The 14,238-nt window shown below is 70.6% G+C and carries 13 protein-coding genes; 8 read left to right on the top strand and 5 right to left on the bottom strand.

Annotation, left to right across the window (positions count from 1 at the left end; all coding sequences use genetic code 11):
- Nucleotides 1-413 precede the first annotated feature (413 nt).
- Nucleotides 414-758 (bottom strand): alpha/beta fold hydrolase, encoded by a 345-nt coding sequence (locus UA75_RS10400; RefSeq protein ID WP_404799972.1) that lies wholly within the window; start codon nt 756-758, stop codon nt 414-416.
- A 198-nt stretch (nt 759-956) separates the two neighbouring features.
- Here UA75_RS10400 and UA75_RS10395 point away from each other — a divergent pair, with 198 nt between their 5' ends.
- The 4 genes from UA75_RS10395 to UA75_RS10380 all read left to right on the top strand — a co-directional run bounded on the left by UA75_RS10395 (nt 957) and on the right by UA75_RS10380 (nt 7,679).
- A complete protein-coding gene (locus tag UA75_RS10395; protein WP_198042984.1) occupies nt 957-1,814 on the top strand; it encodes an alpha/beta fold hydrolase in 858 nt (285 codons plus the stop codon).
- Between the two features lie 819 nt (nt 1,815-2,633).
- Entirely contained in the window at nt 2,634-4,430 is a 1,797-nt protein-coding gene (locus UA75_RS10390) for an ABC transporter ATP-binding protein (RefSeq protein ID WP_083683092.1), read from the top strand.
- The gene (locus tag UA75_RS10385) at nt 4,427-6,238 is read left to right on the top strand and encodes an ABC transporter ATP-binding protein (protein ID WP_075740063.1); all 1,812 of its coding nucleotides are present in this window, start codon (nt 4,427-4,429) and stop codon (nt 6,236-6,238) included. Before UA75_RS10390 ends, UA75_RS10385 begins: the two co-directional genes overlap by 4 nt.
- A gap of 148 nt (nt 6,239-6,386) precedes the next feature.
- Nucleotides 6,387-7,679 (top strand): hypothetical protein, encoded by a 1,293-nt coding sequence (locus UA75_RS10380; RefSeq protein WP_075740062.1) that lies wholly within the window; start codon nt 6,387-6,389, stop codon nt 7,677-7,679.
- A 155-nt stretch (nt 7,680-7,834) separates the two neighbouring features.
- Here UA75_RS10380 and UA75_RS10375 read toward each other — a convergent pair whose 3' ends face one another.
- The 3 genes from UA75_RS10375 to UA75_RS10360 form a co-directional block, all read right to left on the bottom strand.
- Complete coding sequence (locus UA75_RS10375) at nt 7,835-8,494, bottom strand: AAA family ATPase (protein WP_075740061.1); 660 nt, start codon at nt 8,492-8,494, stop codon at nt 7,835-7,837.
- 8 nt (nt 8,495-8,502) lie between these two features.
- Nucleotides 8,503-8,856: a zf-TFIIB domain-containing protein gene (locus UA75_RS10370; protein WP_075740060.1), complete on the bottom strand. Its 354-nt coding sequence runs from the start codon at nt 8,854-8,856 to the stop codon at nt 8,503-8,505.
- Between the two features lie 393 nt (nt 8,857-9,249).
- Nucleotides 9,250-9,621: a hypothetical protein gene (locus UA75_RS10360; protein ID WP_075740058.1), complete on the bottom strand. Its 372-nt coding sequence runs from the start codon at nt 9,619-9,621 to the stop codon at nt 9,250-9,252.
- Between UA75_RS10360 and amrS the strand changes: the two genes are divergently transcribed.
- Genes amrS through UA75_RS10345 form a run of 3 tightly spaced genes read left to right on the top strand, consistent with a single transcriptional unit; the run spans nt 9,620 to nt 12,650 of the window.
- Nucleotides 9,620-11,050 carry an AmmeMemoRadiSam system radical SAM enzyme gene (gene amrS / locus UA75_RS10355; RefSeq protein WP_075740057.1) on the top strand — a complete coding sequence of 477 codons (1,431 nt, stop codon included), beginning with the start codon at nt 9,620-9,622 and terminating at the stop codon, nt 11,048-11,050. The genes UA75_RS10360 and amrS overlap by 2 nt on opposite strands.
- 14 nt (nt 11,051-11,064) lie before the next feature.
- On the top strand, nt 11,065-11,487 hold the full coding sequence (locus UA75_RS33775) for a cupin domain-containing protein (protein WP_198044248.1): 423 nt from the start codon (nt 11,065-11,067) through the stop codon (nt 11,485-11,487).
- A complete protein-coding gene (locus tag UA75_RS10345; protein WP_157434100.1) occupies nt 11,484-12,650 on the top strand; it encodes a pyridoxal-phosphate-dependent aminotransferase family protein in 1,167 nt (388 codons plus the stop codon). The genes UA75_RS33775 and UA75_RS10345 overlap by 4 nt, the downstream gene beginning before the upstream one ends.
- 201 nt (nt 12,651-12,851) lie before the next feature.
- Here the strand turns inward: UA75_RS10345 and UA75_RS10340 are convergent, their stop codons facing one another.
- On the bottom strand, nt 12,852-13,472 hold the full coding sequence (locus tag UA75_RS10340; protein ID WP_198042982.1) for a LysE family transporter: 621 nt from the start codon (nt 13,470-13,472) through the stop codon (nt 12,852-12,854).
- A gap of 118 nt (nt 13,473-13,590) precedes the next feature.
- Here UA75_RS10340 and UA75_RS10335 point away from each other — a divergent pair, with 118 nt between their 5' ends.
- Nucleotides 13,591-14,076 (top strand): Lrp/AsnC family transcriptional regulator, encoded by a 486-nt coding sequence (locus UA75_RS10335; RefSeq protein WP_075740054.1) that lies wholly within the window; start codon nt 13,591-13,593, stop codon nt 14,074-14,076.
- Nucleotides 14,077-14,238 lie beyond the last annotated feature (162 nt).

The raw sequence follows: 14,238 nt of genomic DNA, 5'->3' as shown, positions 1-14,238 counted from the left end.
CTTCCACTTCCCGAGGCTGCGCCCCCGCGCCAGGTACGGCGTGGGCGGCAGGCCCTCGGCCGCTCGGCGGGCCCGCCGCTTCTCGTCGACGGACCGACCTCATGACACGGTGAGCCCGCCTGCCGTCTCGCGTCTCAGGGGACCCGTTCGCCGCTGCCGAACCTCCTGAACCAGCAGTCGACATCGACCGGGCAAGGCGGGCGTACCCCGGCGCGTCGGGCCGGGCCCGGTGCTGGTCCGGCCCGGTGGGGCCTGGTCCCGCGTTGCGGGCGGTTCCTCGATCCGTCTGCTCGGCCCCGCAGAATCGAGGTCTGATGCACGCAGGCAGCGGTCCCGGGCGGCGATCCACGGCGCAGGCGGACACCGCTGCGCGAACGACGCGACCGTCCACGCACCCGTGCGCCGTGGCACCGCTAGCGCAGCACGCGCCCGAGGAAGCCGCGCAGGTAACCCGCGACGACGTCCAGGTGGCTCTCCAGCAGGAAGTGCCCGCTGTTGATCAAGCGCACCTCCGCGTCCTCGGCGTCGCAAGCGAAGGCCTGTGCGCCTTCCGGGCCGAAGATCTCGTCGTTGCGCCCCCACACGGCGAGCACCGGAACCCCGCTGGTGCGGAGGAATTCGTGCAGCAACGGGTAGAGCGGGCGATTGTTCTGGTAGTCGCGGAACAGCGCCAACTGGACCTCGTCGTTGCCTTCGCGGGAGATGGGCCCGTCGGTCGGGCCGCCGAGCGTCGGGACGCCGAAGGACGGCACGGGCACGCGTCCCGCCCGGCGACGGGCGAATCCGGTCCTCGACGGTCACCGGCGACGCCGGGCGGTCGTCGACGCGGCGGAATGATCAGTATGCCCGCCCGGCGCGGCGGCCGAGCGGCGCGACCCGACCCGCCGGACGCGGACCGAGCGGGCGGGCGGGCAGGACGTCGACCGGCCCGCACCGCACGGACTACGGTCGATCTCGTGCCCGCCGAGACGATCGAGTCCGTGTCGCTGTCGGACGGCGCCGTGCTCTGGACCCGATCCCTCCGACGCACAGGCACGCCCGCCGTCGTCTTCGTGCACGGCGGGCCGGGAATGTGGGACTACCTCGCCGCTCCGGCCGAGGCGGTGGCCGACCGGTTCAGCACCCATCGCTTCGACCAACGCGGCTGCGGCCGTTCGGCACCGAACGGTGATCACCGCCTGGACCGCCTCGTCGCCGACCTCGACGAGTTGCGCACGCACTTCGGCCACGAGCGGTGGTTCGTCGTCGGTCACTCCTTCGGCGCGACGCTCGGGCTGAGATACGCGAGCGTCTTCCGCGACCGCGTGATCGGTCTCGTGTACTGCGACGGGGTCGGCCTCGACTGGCCCCGGCACCGGGCCGCCTACCGTTCCCGCGCGGCGGCGCGGCTCACCACCGCACAGCTCCGCCGCCGAGACGAACTGGCCCGGCAGACTCGTTCCCACGCGGAGGAGGTGGAGTGGCGCACGCTGTGCTGGCAGCCCGACTTCGCCGATCCCACGCGCGCGGCGGCGATGGCCGGAGCCGACGCCGTCACCCCGCTGCCGCTGAACTCGGCCGCCAACACCGCGCTCAACGCCGAGTGCGACCGCTGGGCGGGCGAGGCCGAGCGCGCGGCGTGCGCGCGGGTGAGAGCGCCGGTCCTGGTCGTCCACGGCGCCGAGGATCCCCGTCCCCGCGAGGGCGTCGACGCACTGGTCTCGGCGCTGCCGGACGCCGAGTCCTCGGTGGTCGCGGGTGCCGGACACCAGCCATGGCGCGAGCGGCCCGCCGAGTTCCGGGCGCTGCTGCGGGAGTTCCTGTCCGGCACCTGATCGGTTCGCACACCCCGGTCTCGTGACACCCGCGCACGCCATCCGGCCGAACGGTGAAGCTGTCCGGCACCACTCTGCCTGGTTCCGCCGCTCCGCAGGCCCGGCGTGCATCGGGAAATCCGCTTGCCCGGCGGCCGTCGGAGGAGTCATCCTCGACCGGGCGCGGGCCGAACCCGCCCCGGCTGTCTCACGCGGTGGCCGCCCGTCGCGCCTGCGGCGGCTCGCACGGAATCGGAGGCGTCGTGTCCGAGAAGCCGTGGTGATGCACGACACCCCACGTCTCCCCGGCATCGGCCTCGAACACACTTCACGACCGGGTTCGGCGACCATCACCCGATGTGGTGAGCGCCTGCGCAGGGCAGGCCGCCGTCCGCCGCAGCCGCCGGGCCGAACGGGCGGGAGTCCTCGCGTCGGCCGGGCGACTCCGGCGGGGAACTCCGCACCCGCCTCCGTCCGTTGCCATCAGGCCGGTCCGACTGGTCCGCGCGTTCCGCGTTCCCGGTCCCACCCGCCACGATCAGGCGCGATACCCGCGCTCGATTTGACCTCAAGTATTGTTCAGGTACCAGGATGAGAGCATGACTGCGCCCACCACGCCGCAATTCACCACTCGGCAGCCCACGCCGCCGCCCGATCACGCGGCCCCACGTCCGACGCGCCTGTCCCTCGGCGGTCCAGGCCGACGGTCTCCATCGTGACCGTCCTCCCCGTCGATTCTCGCTCGACAGGTGGTATTGAAGGCTCAGTCCCGTGGCGTCTCACGACACCCGCGCTCGGCGGTCTTCGCCACTCCCCGTCCCACGAGAGCGGAGATCTCCGATGACCTCGACCGACTCGGCCACCTCCGAGGCGGGTCCGCGAGCCGGTCGCCGGACGCCGGGCTCGCTGCGCAGGCTGCTGCGCGTGCACCTGCGTCCGCATCGCCGTTCTGTCGCGCTGGTGATCCTCTTCCAGTTCGGCCAGATGCTCGCGATGCTCTGGCTGCCCGCCCTCAACGCCGACATCATCGACAACGGCGTCATCCGTGGTGACACCGCCTACATCCTGCGCAGCGGCGCCGTGATGCTCGGCGTGACGCTCCTGCAGATCGCCTGCGCCGCGGCGGGGGTGTTCTTCGCCGCCCGCACCGCGATGGCGGTGGGCCGGGACATCCGGGCGGCCGTCTTCAGCCGAGTCCAGGAGTTCTCCGTCCGCGAGGTCGGCCGGTTCGGGGCGCCCTCGCTCATCACCCGCACCACGAACGACGTCGAGCAGGTGCAGATGCTGGTGCTCATGGGGTTCGTCCTCATGGTGCCCGCGCCGATCATGGGCATCGGCGGCGCGCTGATGGCCCTGAACCAGGATGTGCCGCTGTCCGGGCTGCTGCTGTTCATCCTGCCCGCGTTGATCATCGTGATGTTGGCGATCGTGGGGCGGATGGGTCCGCTGGCCCGCCAGATGCAGGAGCGCATCGACGACGTCAACCGGGTGGCTCGCGAGCAGATCACCGGAATCCGCGTCATCCGCGCCTTCGTCCGCGACGAGCATGAACGTCAGCGGTTCGCAGGCGCGAACACCGAGCTGATGAGCGTCTCCCTGCGCTTCGGCAGGCTGATGGCCGTGATGATGCCTGCGGTGATGCTGATCATGGAGTTCTCCAGCGTGGCCGTCATGTGGTTCGGCAGCCACCGCATCGCAGGCGGGTCGATGCAGTTCGGTGCGCTGATCGCCTTCCTCAGCTACCTCATGCAGATCCTGATGGCGGTCATGATGGCGACCTTCGCCTTCATGATGACGCCCAGGGCGCGGGTCTGCGCCGAACGCGTCCAGGAGGTGCTCGACACCACCACCAGCCTCACCCGCCCGCCGAGCCCGAGGACCGCGGACGCCGGTCACGGCCTGCTCGAACTCCGGGGCGTCGACTTCGGCTATCCCGGCGCCGAGGAACAGGTCCTGCGGGACGTGAACCTGATCGCACGTCCAGGCCAGACCACGGCCGTCATCGGCTCCACCGGGAGCGGGAAGACGACGCTGCTGAACCTGATCCCCCGACTGGCCGACACGACCGGCGGAGCCGTCGTCATCAACGGCGTCGACGTCCGGGAGCTGGACCGGGCGACGCTGCCGGGCATCGTCGGGCTGGTGCCGCAGAAGCCCTATCTGTTCTCCGGCACCATCGCGACCAACCTGCGATACGGCAGACCCGACGCCACCGACGCCGACCTGTGGCACGCGTTAGAGGTGGCACAGGCAGCCGAGTTCGTCGCCGCGCTCCCGGAGGGACTCGACGGTCCGATCGGACAGGGCGGCAACAACGTCTCCGGCGGACAGCGGCAACGACTGGCCATCGCCAGGGTCCTGGTGGCGCGGCCGGAGATCTACCTCTTCGACGACTCGTTCTCGGCTCTCGACTACGCCACCGACGCGGCGTTGCGCGCCGCACTCGCCAGAGAGATCCAGGACGCCACCCTCGTGATCGTCGCCCAACGGGTCTCGACCATCCGCGACGCCGATCGCATCGTCGTCCTGGACGAGGGCCGCGTCGTCGGCACCGGCACCCACACCGAGCTGATGGCGGGCAATCAGACCTACCGGGAGATCGTGCTCTCCCAGCTCACCGAGCAGGAGGCGTCATGAGTACGGCTGCCGCGGATCGGAACACGGCGGCGAGCAAGAAGCCGATGGACTTCGCGGGCTCCGCCCGCAGGCTGATCGGCTCGATGCGCCCCGATCTCGTGCTGATCATCGTCATCCTGGTACTCGCCGCCGTCAGCGTCGCACTGTCGGTGGTGGTCCCCGCCCTGCTCGGCCGAGTCACCGATTTGGTCGTGACCGGCCTGGCCGGCTCCGGCGTCGACTTCACCGCGATCGGCCGGGTGCTGCTCGTCGCGATCGCGATCGTCGTGGCCTCGGCGGGCTTCACCCTCATCCGAGGACGGTTGACGGCCCGCATCGCGCTGTCCACCGCGTACCGCATGCGGGAACAGGCCGCCACGAAGCTCACCCGGCTGCCCCTCGGCTACTTCGATCAGCAGCCGCGCGGCGAGGTCCTGTCCCGCATCACCAATGACGTCGACAACATCTCCCAGACGCTCCAGCAGGCGCTCAACCGCATCGTGACCTCGGTGCTCACGCTGATCGGCGTGCTGGTGATGATGTTCTGGATCTCACCGGTGCTCACTCTGGTGGCGCTGATCAGCGTGCCGCTGTCGATCCTGGTCACGATGGCCATCGGCAAGCGGGCCCAGCCGCAGTTCGTCCGGCAGTGGACCGCCACCGGGAAGCTCAACGGCCACATCGAGGAGATGTACACGGGTCACGCCCTCGTCCAGGCGTTCGGCAGGCAGCAGCAGGCGGCGGACACCTTCGAGAAGCACAATCAGGCGCTGTTCGCCTCCAGCTTCCGCGCGCAGTTCGTCTCCGGCGTCATCGAGCCCGCCCTGCGCTTCATCGGGAACCTCGGCTACGTGCTGATCGCGGTCATCGGCGGCCTGCGGATCATCTCCGGCTCGATGACCATCGGCGACGTCCAGGCGTTCATCCAGTACTCCCAGCAGTTCAATCAGCCGATCAGCCAGATCGCGTCGATGGCGAACCTGCTCCAGTCCGGCGTGGCCTCCGCCGAGCGGGTCTTCGCACTGCTCGACGCCGAGGAGCAGGAGCGCGATCCCGCGACGGCGCCTCGGGCCGATCGGGTCACGGGACGGGTGGCGTTCGAGGAGGTCTCCTTCCGCTACCAGGAGGACACGCCGCTGATCGAGGACCTGTCGCTGGCCGTCGAGCCCGGTCAGACGGTCGCGATCGTGGGCCCGACCGGGGCGGGCAAGACCACCCTGATCAACCTGCTGATGCGCTTCTACGAGGTCACCGGCGGCCGGATCACCGTGGACGGCGTGGACATCGCGACGATGTCGCGCGCCGAGCTGCGCCGCCCGATCGGCATGGTCCTACAGGACACCTGGCTGGTCGGCGGGACGATCGCCGAGAACATCGCCTACGGGGTCGACGGCGCGACGCGGGAGAAGGTCGTCGAGGCGGCGATGGCCACCCACGTCGACCGCTTCGTCCGCACCCTGCCCGAGGGCTACGACACGGTGATGGACCACGAGGGCGAGGGCGTCAGCGCGGGCGAGAAGCAGCTCATCACGATCGCGCGGGCCTTCCTCACCGAACCGGCGATCCTCATCCTCGACGAGGCGACCAGCTCGGTGGACACCCGCACCGAGGTGCTCATCCAGCACGCCATGGCCTCGCTGCGGGAGGGCCGCACCAGCTTCGTCATCGCCCATCGACTGTCGACGATCCGCGACGCCGACGTGATCCTGGTGATGGAGTCCGGCCGGATCGTCGAGCAGGGCGACCACGTTGCGCTGCTGGCCTCGGGCGGGGCCTACGCCAGGCTGTACGCCGCCCAGTTCACCGACGCGACGGTGGAGACGGCCTGATCCGATCGGCTGACTCCTGCCGGGGCCGCAGGGGAGGTCGCCGCAGGCCGGGTGGGCCGATCCGGGGCGCGGACCGGGCCCCGGCGGCCTCGTCTGCTCGGCTGCTCTCGAGTGGCCGAACGACCGAGAGCAGCCGAGCATCCGAGTCATGAGTGACGATCGAAACGGCGCGACGGCACAGGGCGAGACGAGACGGAGGGCCGTCGAGGGGCTGGGGCGGGCACGGTGGGAAGCGTGGCGGCGACTCGCCCTGCTGCCCACTCCGATCACCCCCGGACTCGCCGCCGCCGTGCTCGCCGCCGAGGTCGACGACGCACGACGGCTGCTCGAGGACCTCGTGGACCGGGCGCTGCTGGTCCGTGAGCAGGAGCGATACGACTACGACGACACGCAGCGGGCGCTGGCCGAGGAACTCGGGGAGGTCGAGGACGTGGAGCGGGCGCTGCTGGCCCGGCGCGCGACTGACTGGTTCGTGCACTCGGCCGTCAACGCGAATGAGGCCGTCACGCACGTGAGCGGCCCCGCAGTGACCCCCGGTGCCCCGGCCGACGGCGTGACACCGGAGGTCTTCGACTCCGCCGAGGCGGGGCGCGCCTGGTGCGAGACCTGGTCTCGCGACCTGGTGTCCTGGGTCCGCTTCGCGACGGCCGCGGGCCTGACCAGGCGGGCCTGGGAACTGCCCGTCGTCTGGTGGGAGTACCTCTCCCTGACCAAGCCGTGGGTGATCTGGCGGACGGCGTCCAAGGCAGCGCTGCGGACGGCGCGGGCAGCGGAGGACCTGCTGGGCCAGGGCTGGATGCTCCATGCGCTCGGCGTCATCGCCATCGAGGAAACCGACTGGGACCGGGCGGCGGCCTATCTCGACGAGGCCTTGCGCATCCGCACCGAGCTGGGCCAGGAGCGCGAGCTGGGCTGGACGCTGACGGCGCTGTCCAGGGCGGCCCTGGATCGCAACAGCATCGAGGATGCGCCGCTCGACGCGAGTCGGGTGCTCGACCGGGTCGCCGAGGCGGAGCGGGCGTTCACCTCGGTGGACTGCATCGACGGCCTGTCCAACGTGTGGTCCTATCGGGCCCAGGCCCTGCATCACCTCGGCCGAGAAGACGACGCGGTGAGCGCCCAACTACGGGCCGCCGAGCTGGCCGACCAGGTCGACTCCCCCGTCCTGTCCGCGTTCACCCTGGCCAGGCTGGCGGAGATGCGCCTCGCCCTCGGCGACTGGGACGACGCGGTCACCATGGCGGACGCCGCAGCCGATCTGGCCCGGCGGATCGGCTGGCTGTGGTGTGTGGTCAACGCCCGCACGACCGAGGGCACCGCCCACCACGCCGCCGGTCGAGATGCCGAGGCTCGTCGTGCGTGGGAGACGGCGCTGACCGTGGCCCTGCGGCTCAGTGACGTGCGTGCCGAGGCACTGGAGCGGCGGCTCGCGGAGTTGTGATCGACAGCGCGTCGTCGCTGGTCGGCGGCGGTGTCCGGCAGGCCGACGAGACCGGTGCGGCGGGAGCGGCGGGGTGGGCAGGCGTTCTCGTCGTCGTTCGGCCGCGCCCGCAGGCGGGGGAGCCGGAATGCGCAGGCCGATTCGGCGCTACGGCGTCAGTCCTCGGCCGGGGCGTCGCCCGCGGCATCGCGGTCCAGTTCGTCGTGGATCCACCTGGCGACCTCGTCGGCGGTGTCCGACGTGGGCACCCCGGTGGTGTCCAGCAGGCGGACCGGCGGCGACATCGAGGCGGCGTTGGCCACCAGCCAGTCGGTGAACTCCAGCGTCTCGGTGATCCTCGGCTCCGACCACTGCCGCCACGCCGGACGGGCGCGAAGCCGCTCGGCGAGCGTCTCGCGGTCGGTGACCAGCCCGAGGTAGCGGATCTCGCTGAACAGGGCGCGTTCCGGCAGGTGTTCGAACTCGATCGGCACCACGGTTCCGCAGAGCACGGCGGGACGACCACTCTGGTGGATCATCGCCGCGAGCCGCAGCCAGGTAGACCGGAAGAGCCGGTGGTCCTCGGCGGGATCGCGCAGTCCGGCGAGCCAGAGGACGTCCTGTTCCAACACGACGGCACGGTCCTGCAGCCGCTCGGCGAGCAGCCTGGCGACCGTCGACTTGCCGGTGCCGCTGGGCCCGACGAGGGCGAACAACGGACGGCGGGCGAATCGTCGCTCATGGCCGCAGGTCGTACAGGTGAGCACCGGCTGGGCGGGCGCGACGACGGGAGTGTCGGTGCGATCGCCGCAGCCGGGGCAGACGAGCAGATTCATCTTCGCGACTAGTCGAACAGGTTCCGAAGAAACCCGCCGGGGCCGCGATCCCGCCGCTGGCCGTAGGGCCGAGGCGAGTCCTCGTAGTGTCCGCCGCCGTGGCCACCCCGGTAGGGGCCGGGCGAGTCGGGACGGTGGCCCTGATACGGACGAGGCGAGTCCGAGTGGCCGCCGTGATGCCGATGGCCGCCGTCAGGCTGGAAGGGGGGTGCCGAGCCGTAGAAGCTCTGCTCCGCGTTGGTCATCTGCTCCAGCTCGCCTCTGTCGAGGAAGATTCCGCGACAGCCTTCGCACTGTTCCAGATGGACGCCGTTGCGCTCATAGGTGCGCATCAAGTTCTGACACTTGGGACAAACCACCATGCAAGCATACGCATACGACGGCACATGTCGATCTTTCTCGAAAAAGGAGTCTTCGCAGCTCACGGGCATTTCACGGCGCCCTTACCTGAACCTCACGCACCCGGGGCGGGAGCAGATCGCAAGCCGATCCGCTCGACGAGGTCAGCGCGAGCGAGGCCCCGCATCGGTTCGTGGTCCCGTCGTCCGACCCGTCCGGCGGAGAGCGTCGACCGCGCCGCCGATCAGTCGAGGGCGTCATCGGGCAGGCGGTCGACGGCGCAGCCGCGACGATCGCCCGAGGGCGCGCGGTCGATGCGGCAGGCGGCCGATGCCGCCGCACGGCGGACGCCGCGAACGCCGGAGCCCGCACCTCCGACGTCATGCAGACTCGGGGTGACGACCCTTGACAGCGCGTCACCGCCCTGCTTTTCTGTAACCGGCATCACACTCGGGTCGAATTTCGCCGCAGTCGATCAGCACCGCCCCGGCGGCGAGCGACGACGGATCGTCCACAGCGGACACCGCGTCATCGAATTCCTCCTCGATATCGTTGATGCTCAAGCCACGGAAGCACCGCTTTCTCCCCACCACGCCAAGCCATCCGACCGGCCCACCGTCGTTCGTGCTGGGATACCGTCGTCGAAGCCGACTGATCGCCGACGACCGTATGCGGCAGCCGAGGCGGAATGCCGATCGAAAGACAATTCGGACGACGGCGACCGATCGCTGATCGAAGAAATCGGCCGTCGGCGTCGTGACCCACCGCCGGAACGAGGCCGTGATCATGAAGAAATGGCAGGAAGAAGGCTACCCCGCCCGACTGCAGGACGACCTCGGGGACGGCGTGGTCCAATGCAGGCTGAGCCCGAGGAACTGCCGAATAAGGCCAGGTCAACACGGATTCTGCATGGTCAGGGCGAATCGAGACGGCACGCTGGTGAGCCTCAATTACGGCCGATCGGTGCACGCCACGGAGGAGACGATCGAGACCGAGGCCGTCTTCCATTTCGAGCCCGGCGCCCGCATCCTGTCCATGGGGAACATCGGCTGCATGCTGAACTGCGACTACTGCCACAACTGGAAGACGTCACAGGCCCGTTTCGTCGCCGACTCCGACGTCTTCTACTACACGCCGCAGGAAGTCGTCGACATCGCGGTCCGGCACGGAATCAAGGTCATCTCCTGGACGTACAACGATCCGGTCGTCTGGCACGAGTTCGTCACCGAGACGGCGACCCTCGCTCGCCAGAAAGGCATCCTGAACCTCTACAAGTCGGCGTTCTTCATCTCCGAGAAGGCCGTCGAGGAACTGATTCCGGTGGTCGACATCTTCTCCGTCTCGATCAAGTCCATGGACCCGAAGTACTACCGGAAGATCACCAAGGGCTGGATCGAGCCGGTCCTGGCCGCGACCGAGCAGGTGTACCGGTCCGGCAGGCACCTGGAGGTCTCCACGCTGATGGTCACCGACCTCAGCGACAGTGAGGACAACGCGCGCGACATGGCGCGCTTCGTCGGGGAGCGGCTCGGGCCGGAGGTGCCGACGCACTTCGTCCGCTTCCACCCCGACTACAAGATGACGAACACCATCCGCACGCCGGTGGACCGGCTGGAACGCGCCAGGCAGGTGGCCCTGGACATGGGGCTGGACCACGTCTACCTGGGCAACGTGTACGACACCGAGGCCGCCAACACCTGGTGCCGCAGCTGCGGGGCGCTCCAGATCACCCGCTACGGGCTGAACGCCCGGCTGCTCGGTCTGACCGCCGAGGGGAACTGCACCCGATGCGGCACCCACGCCCGAATCCGGCGGATTCCCGACCAGGTGCCCGCCCTGCCCACCGTCCCCGATCTGCCCACGAGCGAACCCCACGACATCGCGGGCTTCGACTGGGAGGGCGACATCCGCGCCGTGCACATCCGGGTGCGCAACGACGTCGACGAGCCGAGGAGCGTCTACCACCGACGGCTGCGCTCCGGCGGGACGCCCACCGAGTGGACCCGCGTCGACCTGCGGGGCGGCGAGAGCTATCGGTTCATCGCCGCGCAGTCGCTTACGGACGAGACCGGCGTCGTCGTCGCCGTTCCCCCCGGCTGCGTCTCCAGCCTGCATCAGGTCTTCGACCGGGCGCACTTCCCCACCACCGAGGCCGAGGCGGGGACCGTGAACGCCGACGTCACCCCGCTGCCGCTTTACGTCCGTCCGACCAGGTGAAGGCGAGGAACGCCGTGCCGAACGACTCCCAGCCCGCGAACGCCGGAACCCGACCGGCGGCGGACGGGACCGACGCGTCCCGACTCGACCGCGACGTCGTCATCGTGCCCGCCGCCACGGTGGACGGTGCCGACGCCTATCCAGGGCTGCTGCGCCGGGTCCTGGCCTACAACGACCGGCTCATGCTCGTCGAGCACGTGATGGAGAAGGGTTCGGTGTTCCCCCGTCACAGCCATCCGCATGAGCAGCTCGCCTATCTCGTCTCCGGTCGGGTGCGGGTCCAGGCCGGGGACGAGACCTTCGAGGCGGGGCCGGGCGACAGCTTCGTGGTGCGCGGCGGGATCGAGCACCAGGTGTGGGCATTGGAGCGCTCGGTCGCGCTCGACGTGTTCACCCCGCACCGCGAGGACTACGTCGAGTGGGCCGACGGCCGATGACCACGCGAAGCGGCGACGGCGCCGGGACGACCGAGGAGCGCGCATCCCGGCCCGCGCCGCTGGCGATGGTGGTCGGCCCGACCAGGCTGGCGCCCTCGGTGCGCGGCAGGCTCGCCGACCAGGCGCCGCCGATCACCGACCACCGGTTCCTTGCCGAGGTCCGGGAGACGATGCAGCTGCTGCGACCGGTGCTCGGCACGGCCGAGGGCGAGGTGTTCATCGTGCCGGGGTCGGGGACGGCGGGAATGGAGAGCCTCGCGGTGAGCCTGCTCGACCCCGGACGGCCCGCACTCGTGCTCTCCACCGGGATGTGGGGCGAGCGCTGGCAGGAGCTGTGCTCGAGTCTCGGCCTGTCGAGCCGAGTGCTGCGGGCCGAGCCGGGTCGCGGTCTCGATCTCGACGAGGTGGCGTCGCGGCTGCGAGACGAGTCGTATCAGGCGGTGCTGCTCACCGACGTCGACTCCAGCAGCGGCGTTCGCGCCGACGTCGCGGCCTTGACCGCGCTCGCCCGCAGGCACGGCGCGCTCAGCCTGGTCGACGGCATCGCCGCAGCGGGCGCGGAGGAGGTCCGGCAGGACGACTGGGATGTGGACGCCTACCTCACCTCGCCGCCCAAGGCGCTGAGCGGACCCGGCGGCCTGTTCCTCGTCTCACTCCGGACCAGGGCGTTGCGGGTCCTGATCGAACGAACGTGGTCGCCGCGCGGTTACAGCCTCGATCTGGGGCGCTGGCTGCCGGTGATGCGCGCGCTGGCGGCGGGCGGCTTCGCCTATTTCCAGACTCCGCCGGGCAGTCTGGTGAGTGCGCTGGCCGAGAGCCTGCGACTGATCGTCGCCGAAGGCGGGGAGCGGACCCGCCGCCATACGGCGTTGGCGGCCCGACTGCGGAACGGACTCGCCACGACGGGCCTGCGGCTGTTCACCGCGGCCGCCGACCGCGCCCACGGCGTCACCGTGTTCCGCACCCCGACGGGCATCGGCGCGGCGGAGCTGGTGGCCGCCGTCGAACGACACGGCGTCGTGCTTCAGGCGGGCACCCATCCGACTGCCGCGAAGCACACCGTGCGCATCGGCCATCTCGGCAATCACACGGCTGACGACGTGGACCGGACGCTGGCCGCGCTCGGGGCTGCGTTGGCCGAGTTCGACGTGCCCGACGGCTGAGCCTCGCTCGGCCGCTCCGCCGGGGCCGTCTGGTTCGCGCCGCACGTCCGGTTCGCCGCGCAGCACGGACGTCCGAGACGCCTCCCCGGCGAGCCCCGCCCGGCGGGGCGTCGTGAGAACCCCCGACGTGCCGCCCGACGCCGAGGCGGCTTCGGCTGCCGCGCAGTCCTCGCCGGACCCGCGTTGCCTGCCGGTGCCGTCTCAGGCCAGAATCCGCCAGGCCAGCACCACGGCGAACACCAGCAGACCGCAGGCCGCAACCAGGTCGATCGTTCGGCGCAGCCGGGGCCCGAGGAAGCGGCCCAGCCCGGCCACCAGGACCGAGAGCAGCGCGAACCAGCAGAAGGTCCCGATGCCGACGCCCACCAGCAGGATCGGCGAGCTGCCAGAGCCGTCGGCGGTGCCTGCCGCAGAGACGGCGGCGAAGACCGCCGCCCAGGACAGGATGGTCAGCGGATTGGCCGCCGTGGCCGCGAGCCCGGTCAGGAAGGCGGGCCGCACTCCGGACACGCCGTCCACGGCCGGGTCCGCCGGGCCGTCCCGCAGGGCGGAGCGCAGGGCGCGGATGCCGAGGACGAGCAGCACGGCGACGCCGAGTGCGCCGAAGACGATTCGGACGCCCCCCAACTGGAGGACCGTCGCGACTCCCGCGACGCCCAACGCCGCGTACGCCACGTCCACGATGGCCGCGCCCAGCCCGAGGGCCAGGCCGATCGCCACCCCGCCGTGCAGCACGCCGCGCACGCAGAGCAGCCAGATCGGTCCCACCTGAGCGGCCACCAACAGCCCGAAGCCGAATCCGCTCGCCAACGCCGTCACCATCTCCGCCGTCCCCCTGTGATCCCCCGTTCGGCGGAACATCGCCGCCGAAGGGGGAGTATCGACCGCCGGAATCATCGAATGCAGGTCGAACCCGGCGATCTGGCGAGACCATGGCGGTATGGACGAGATCAACAGGGCAATCCTCCGTGAAATGCAGCGAGATCCTCGGATCTCCTACAGCAGCCTCGGCGCGGCCGTGGGCCTGAGCGCCAATGCGGCGGCCGAGCGGCTGCGCAGACTCACCACCCGGGGAGTCGTCCGGCTCAAGGTCCTCATCGATCCCGTCGCGACCGGGCGCGAGGCCCTCCAGGTGCTCATCGACCTCCGGCTGCGGCCCGGGCAGGACAATGCGGGATTCGAGGCGACGGTGGCCTCGTTCGCCGACATCGTGGAGGTTCATCACGTGACCGGCGAGTTCGACTACGTGGTGCGGGCCGAGCCGCCGGACGTCGCGGCGCTGGACGCCCTGCTGCGCGATCTCAAGGAGCGGGCGGGCGTCGCCGCCACCGCGACTCGGCTGATCCTGCGCCCGATGTCGGTCGTGCCGGGTCCGCGCGGGCGCGGGCTCGACGCAGGCGTGGCGCGGCGTCGAACGGGGACCTAGCAGGCTGCGGCGGGCGGCGGCATCGGCAGGCACACCGATCCCGAGTTCGGCCGACACGCCGTCGTCGAATCGATTCGACGACGGCCGGAGATTGCGATTCAGTGTGATTGCAGAATGCTGGTGGATCCGGCAGGCATGCTGGACTAGTCTGGCGAACTCAGT

Source organism: Actinoalloteichus sp. GBA129-24 (genome assembly GCF_001941645.1).
Classification (GTDB): domain Bacteria; phylum Actinomycetota; class Actinomycetes; order Mycobacteriales; family Pseudonocardiaceae; genus Actinoalloteichus_A; species Actinoalloteichus_A fjordicus.
This window is presented reverse-complemented; position numbering and strand designations above follow the sequence as displayed.

Bases quoted from the DNA above. Each gene is read 5' to 3' on its own strand.
- UA75_RS10390 (WP_083683092.1), top strand. From the start codon at position 2,634: ATGACCTCGACCGACTCGGCCACCTCCGAGGCGGGTCCGCGAGCCGGT.
- UA75_RS10385 (WP_075740063.1), top strand. From the start codon at position 4,427: ATGAGTACGGCTGCCGCGGATCGGAACACGGCGGCGAGCAAGAAGCCG.
- UA75_RS10380 (WP_075740062.1), top strand. From the start codon at position 6,387: ATGAGTGACGATCGAAACGGCGCGACGGCACAGGGCGAGACGAGACGG.
- UA75_RS10375 (WP_075740061.1), bottom strand. From the start codon at position 8,494: ATGAATCTGCTCGTCTGCCCCGGCTGCGGCGATCGCACCGACACTCCC.
- UA75_RS10370 (WP_075740060.1), bottom strand. From the start codon at position 8,856: ATGGTGGTTTGTCCCAAGTGTCAGAACTTGATGCGCACCTATGAGCGC.
- amrS (WP_075740057.1), top strand. From the start codon at position 9,620: ATGAAGAAATGGCAGGAAGAAGGCTACCCCGCCCGACTGCAGGACGAC.
- UA75_RS10360 (WP_075740058.1), bottom strand. From the start codon at position 9,621: ATGATCACGGCCTCGTTCCGGCGGTGGGTCACGACGCCGACGGCCGAT.
- UA75_RS10345 (WP_157434100.1), top strand. From the start codon at position 11,484: ATGACCACGCGAAGCGGCGACGGCGCCGGGACGACCGAGGAGCGCGCA.
- UA75_RS10340 (WP_198042982.1), bottom strand. From the start codon at position 13,472: ATGGTGACGGCGTTGGCGAGCGGATTCGGCTTCGGGCTGTTGGTGGCC.
- UA75_RS10335 (WP_075740054.1), top strand. From the start codon at position 13,591: ATGGACGAGATCAACAGGGCAATCCTCCGTGAAATGCAGCGAGATCCT.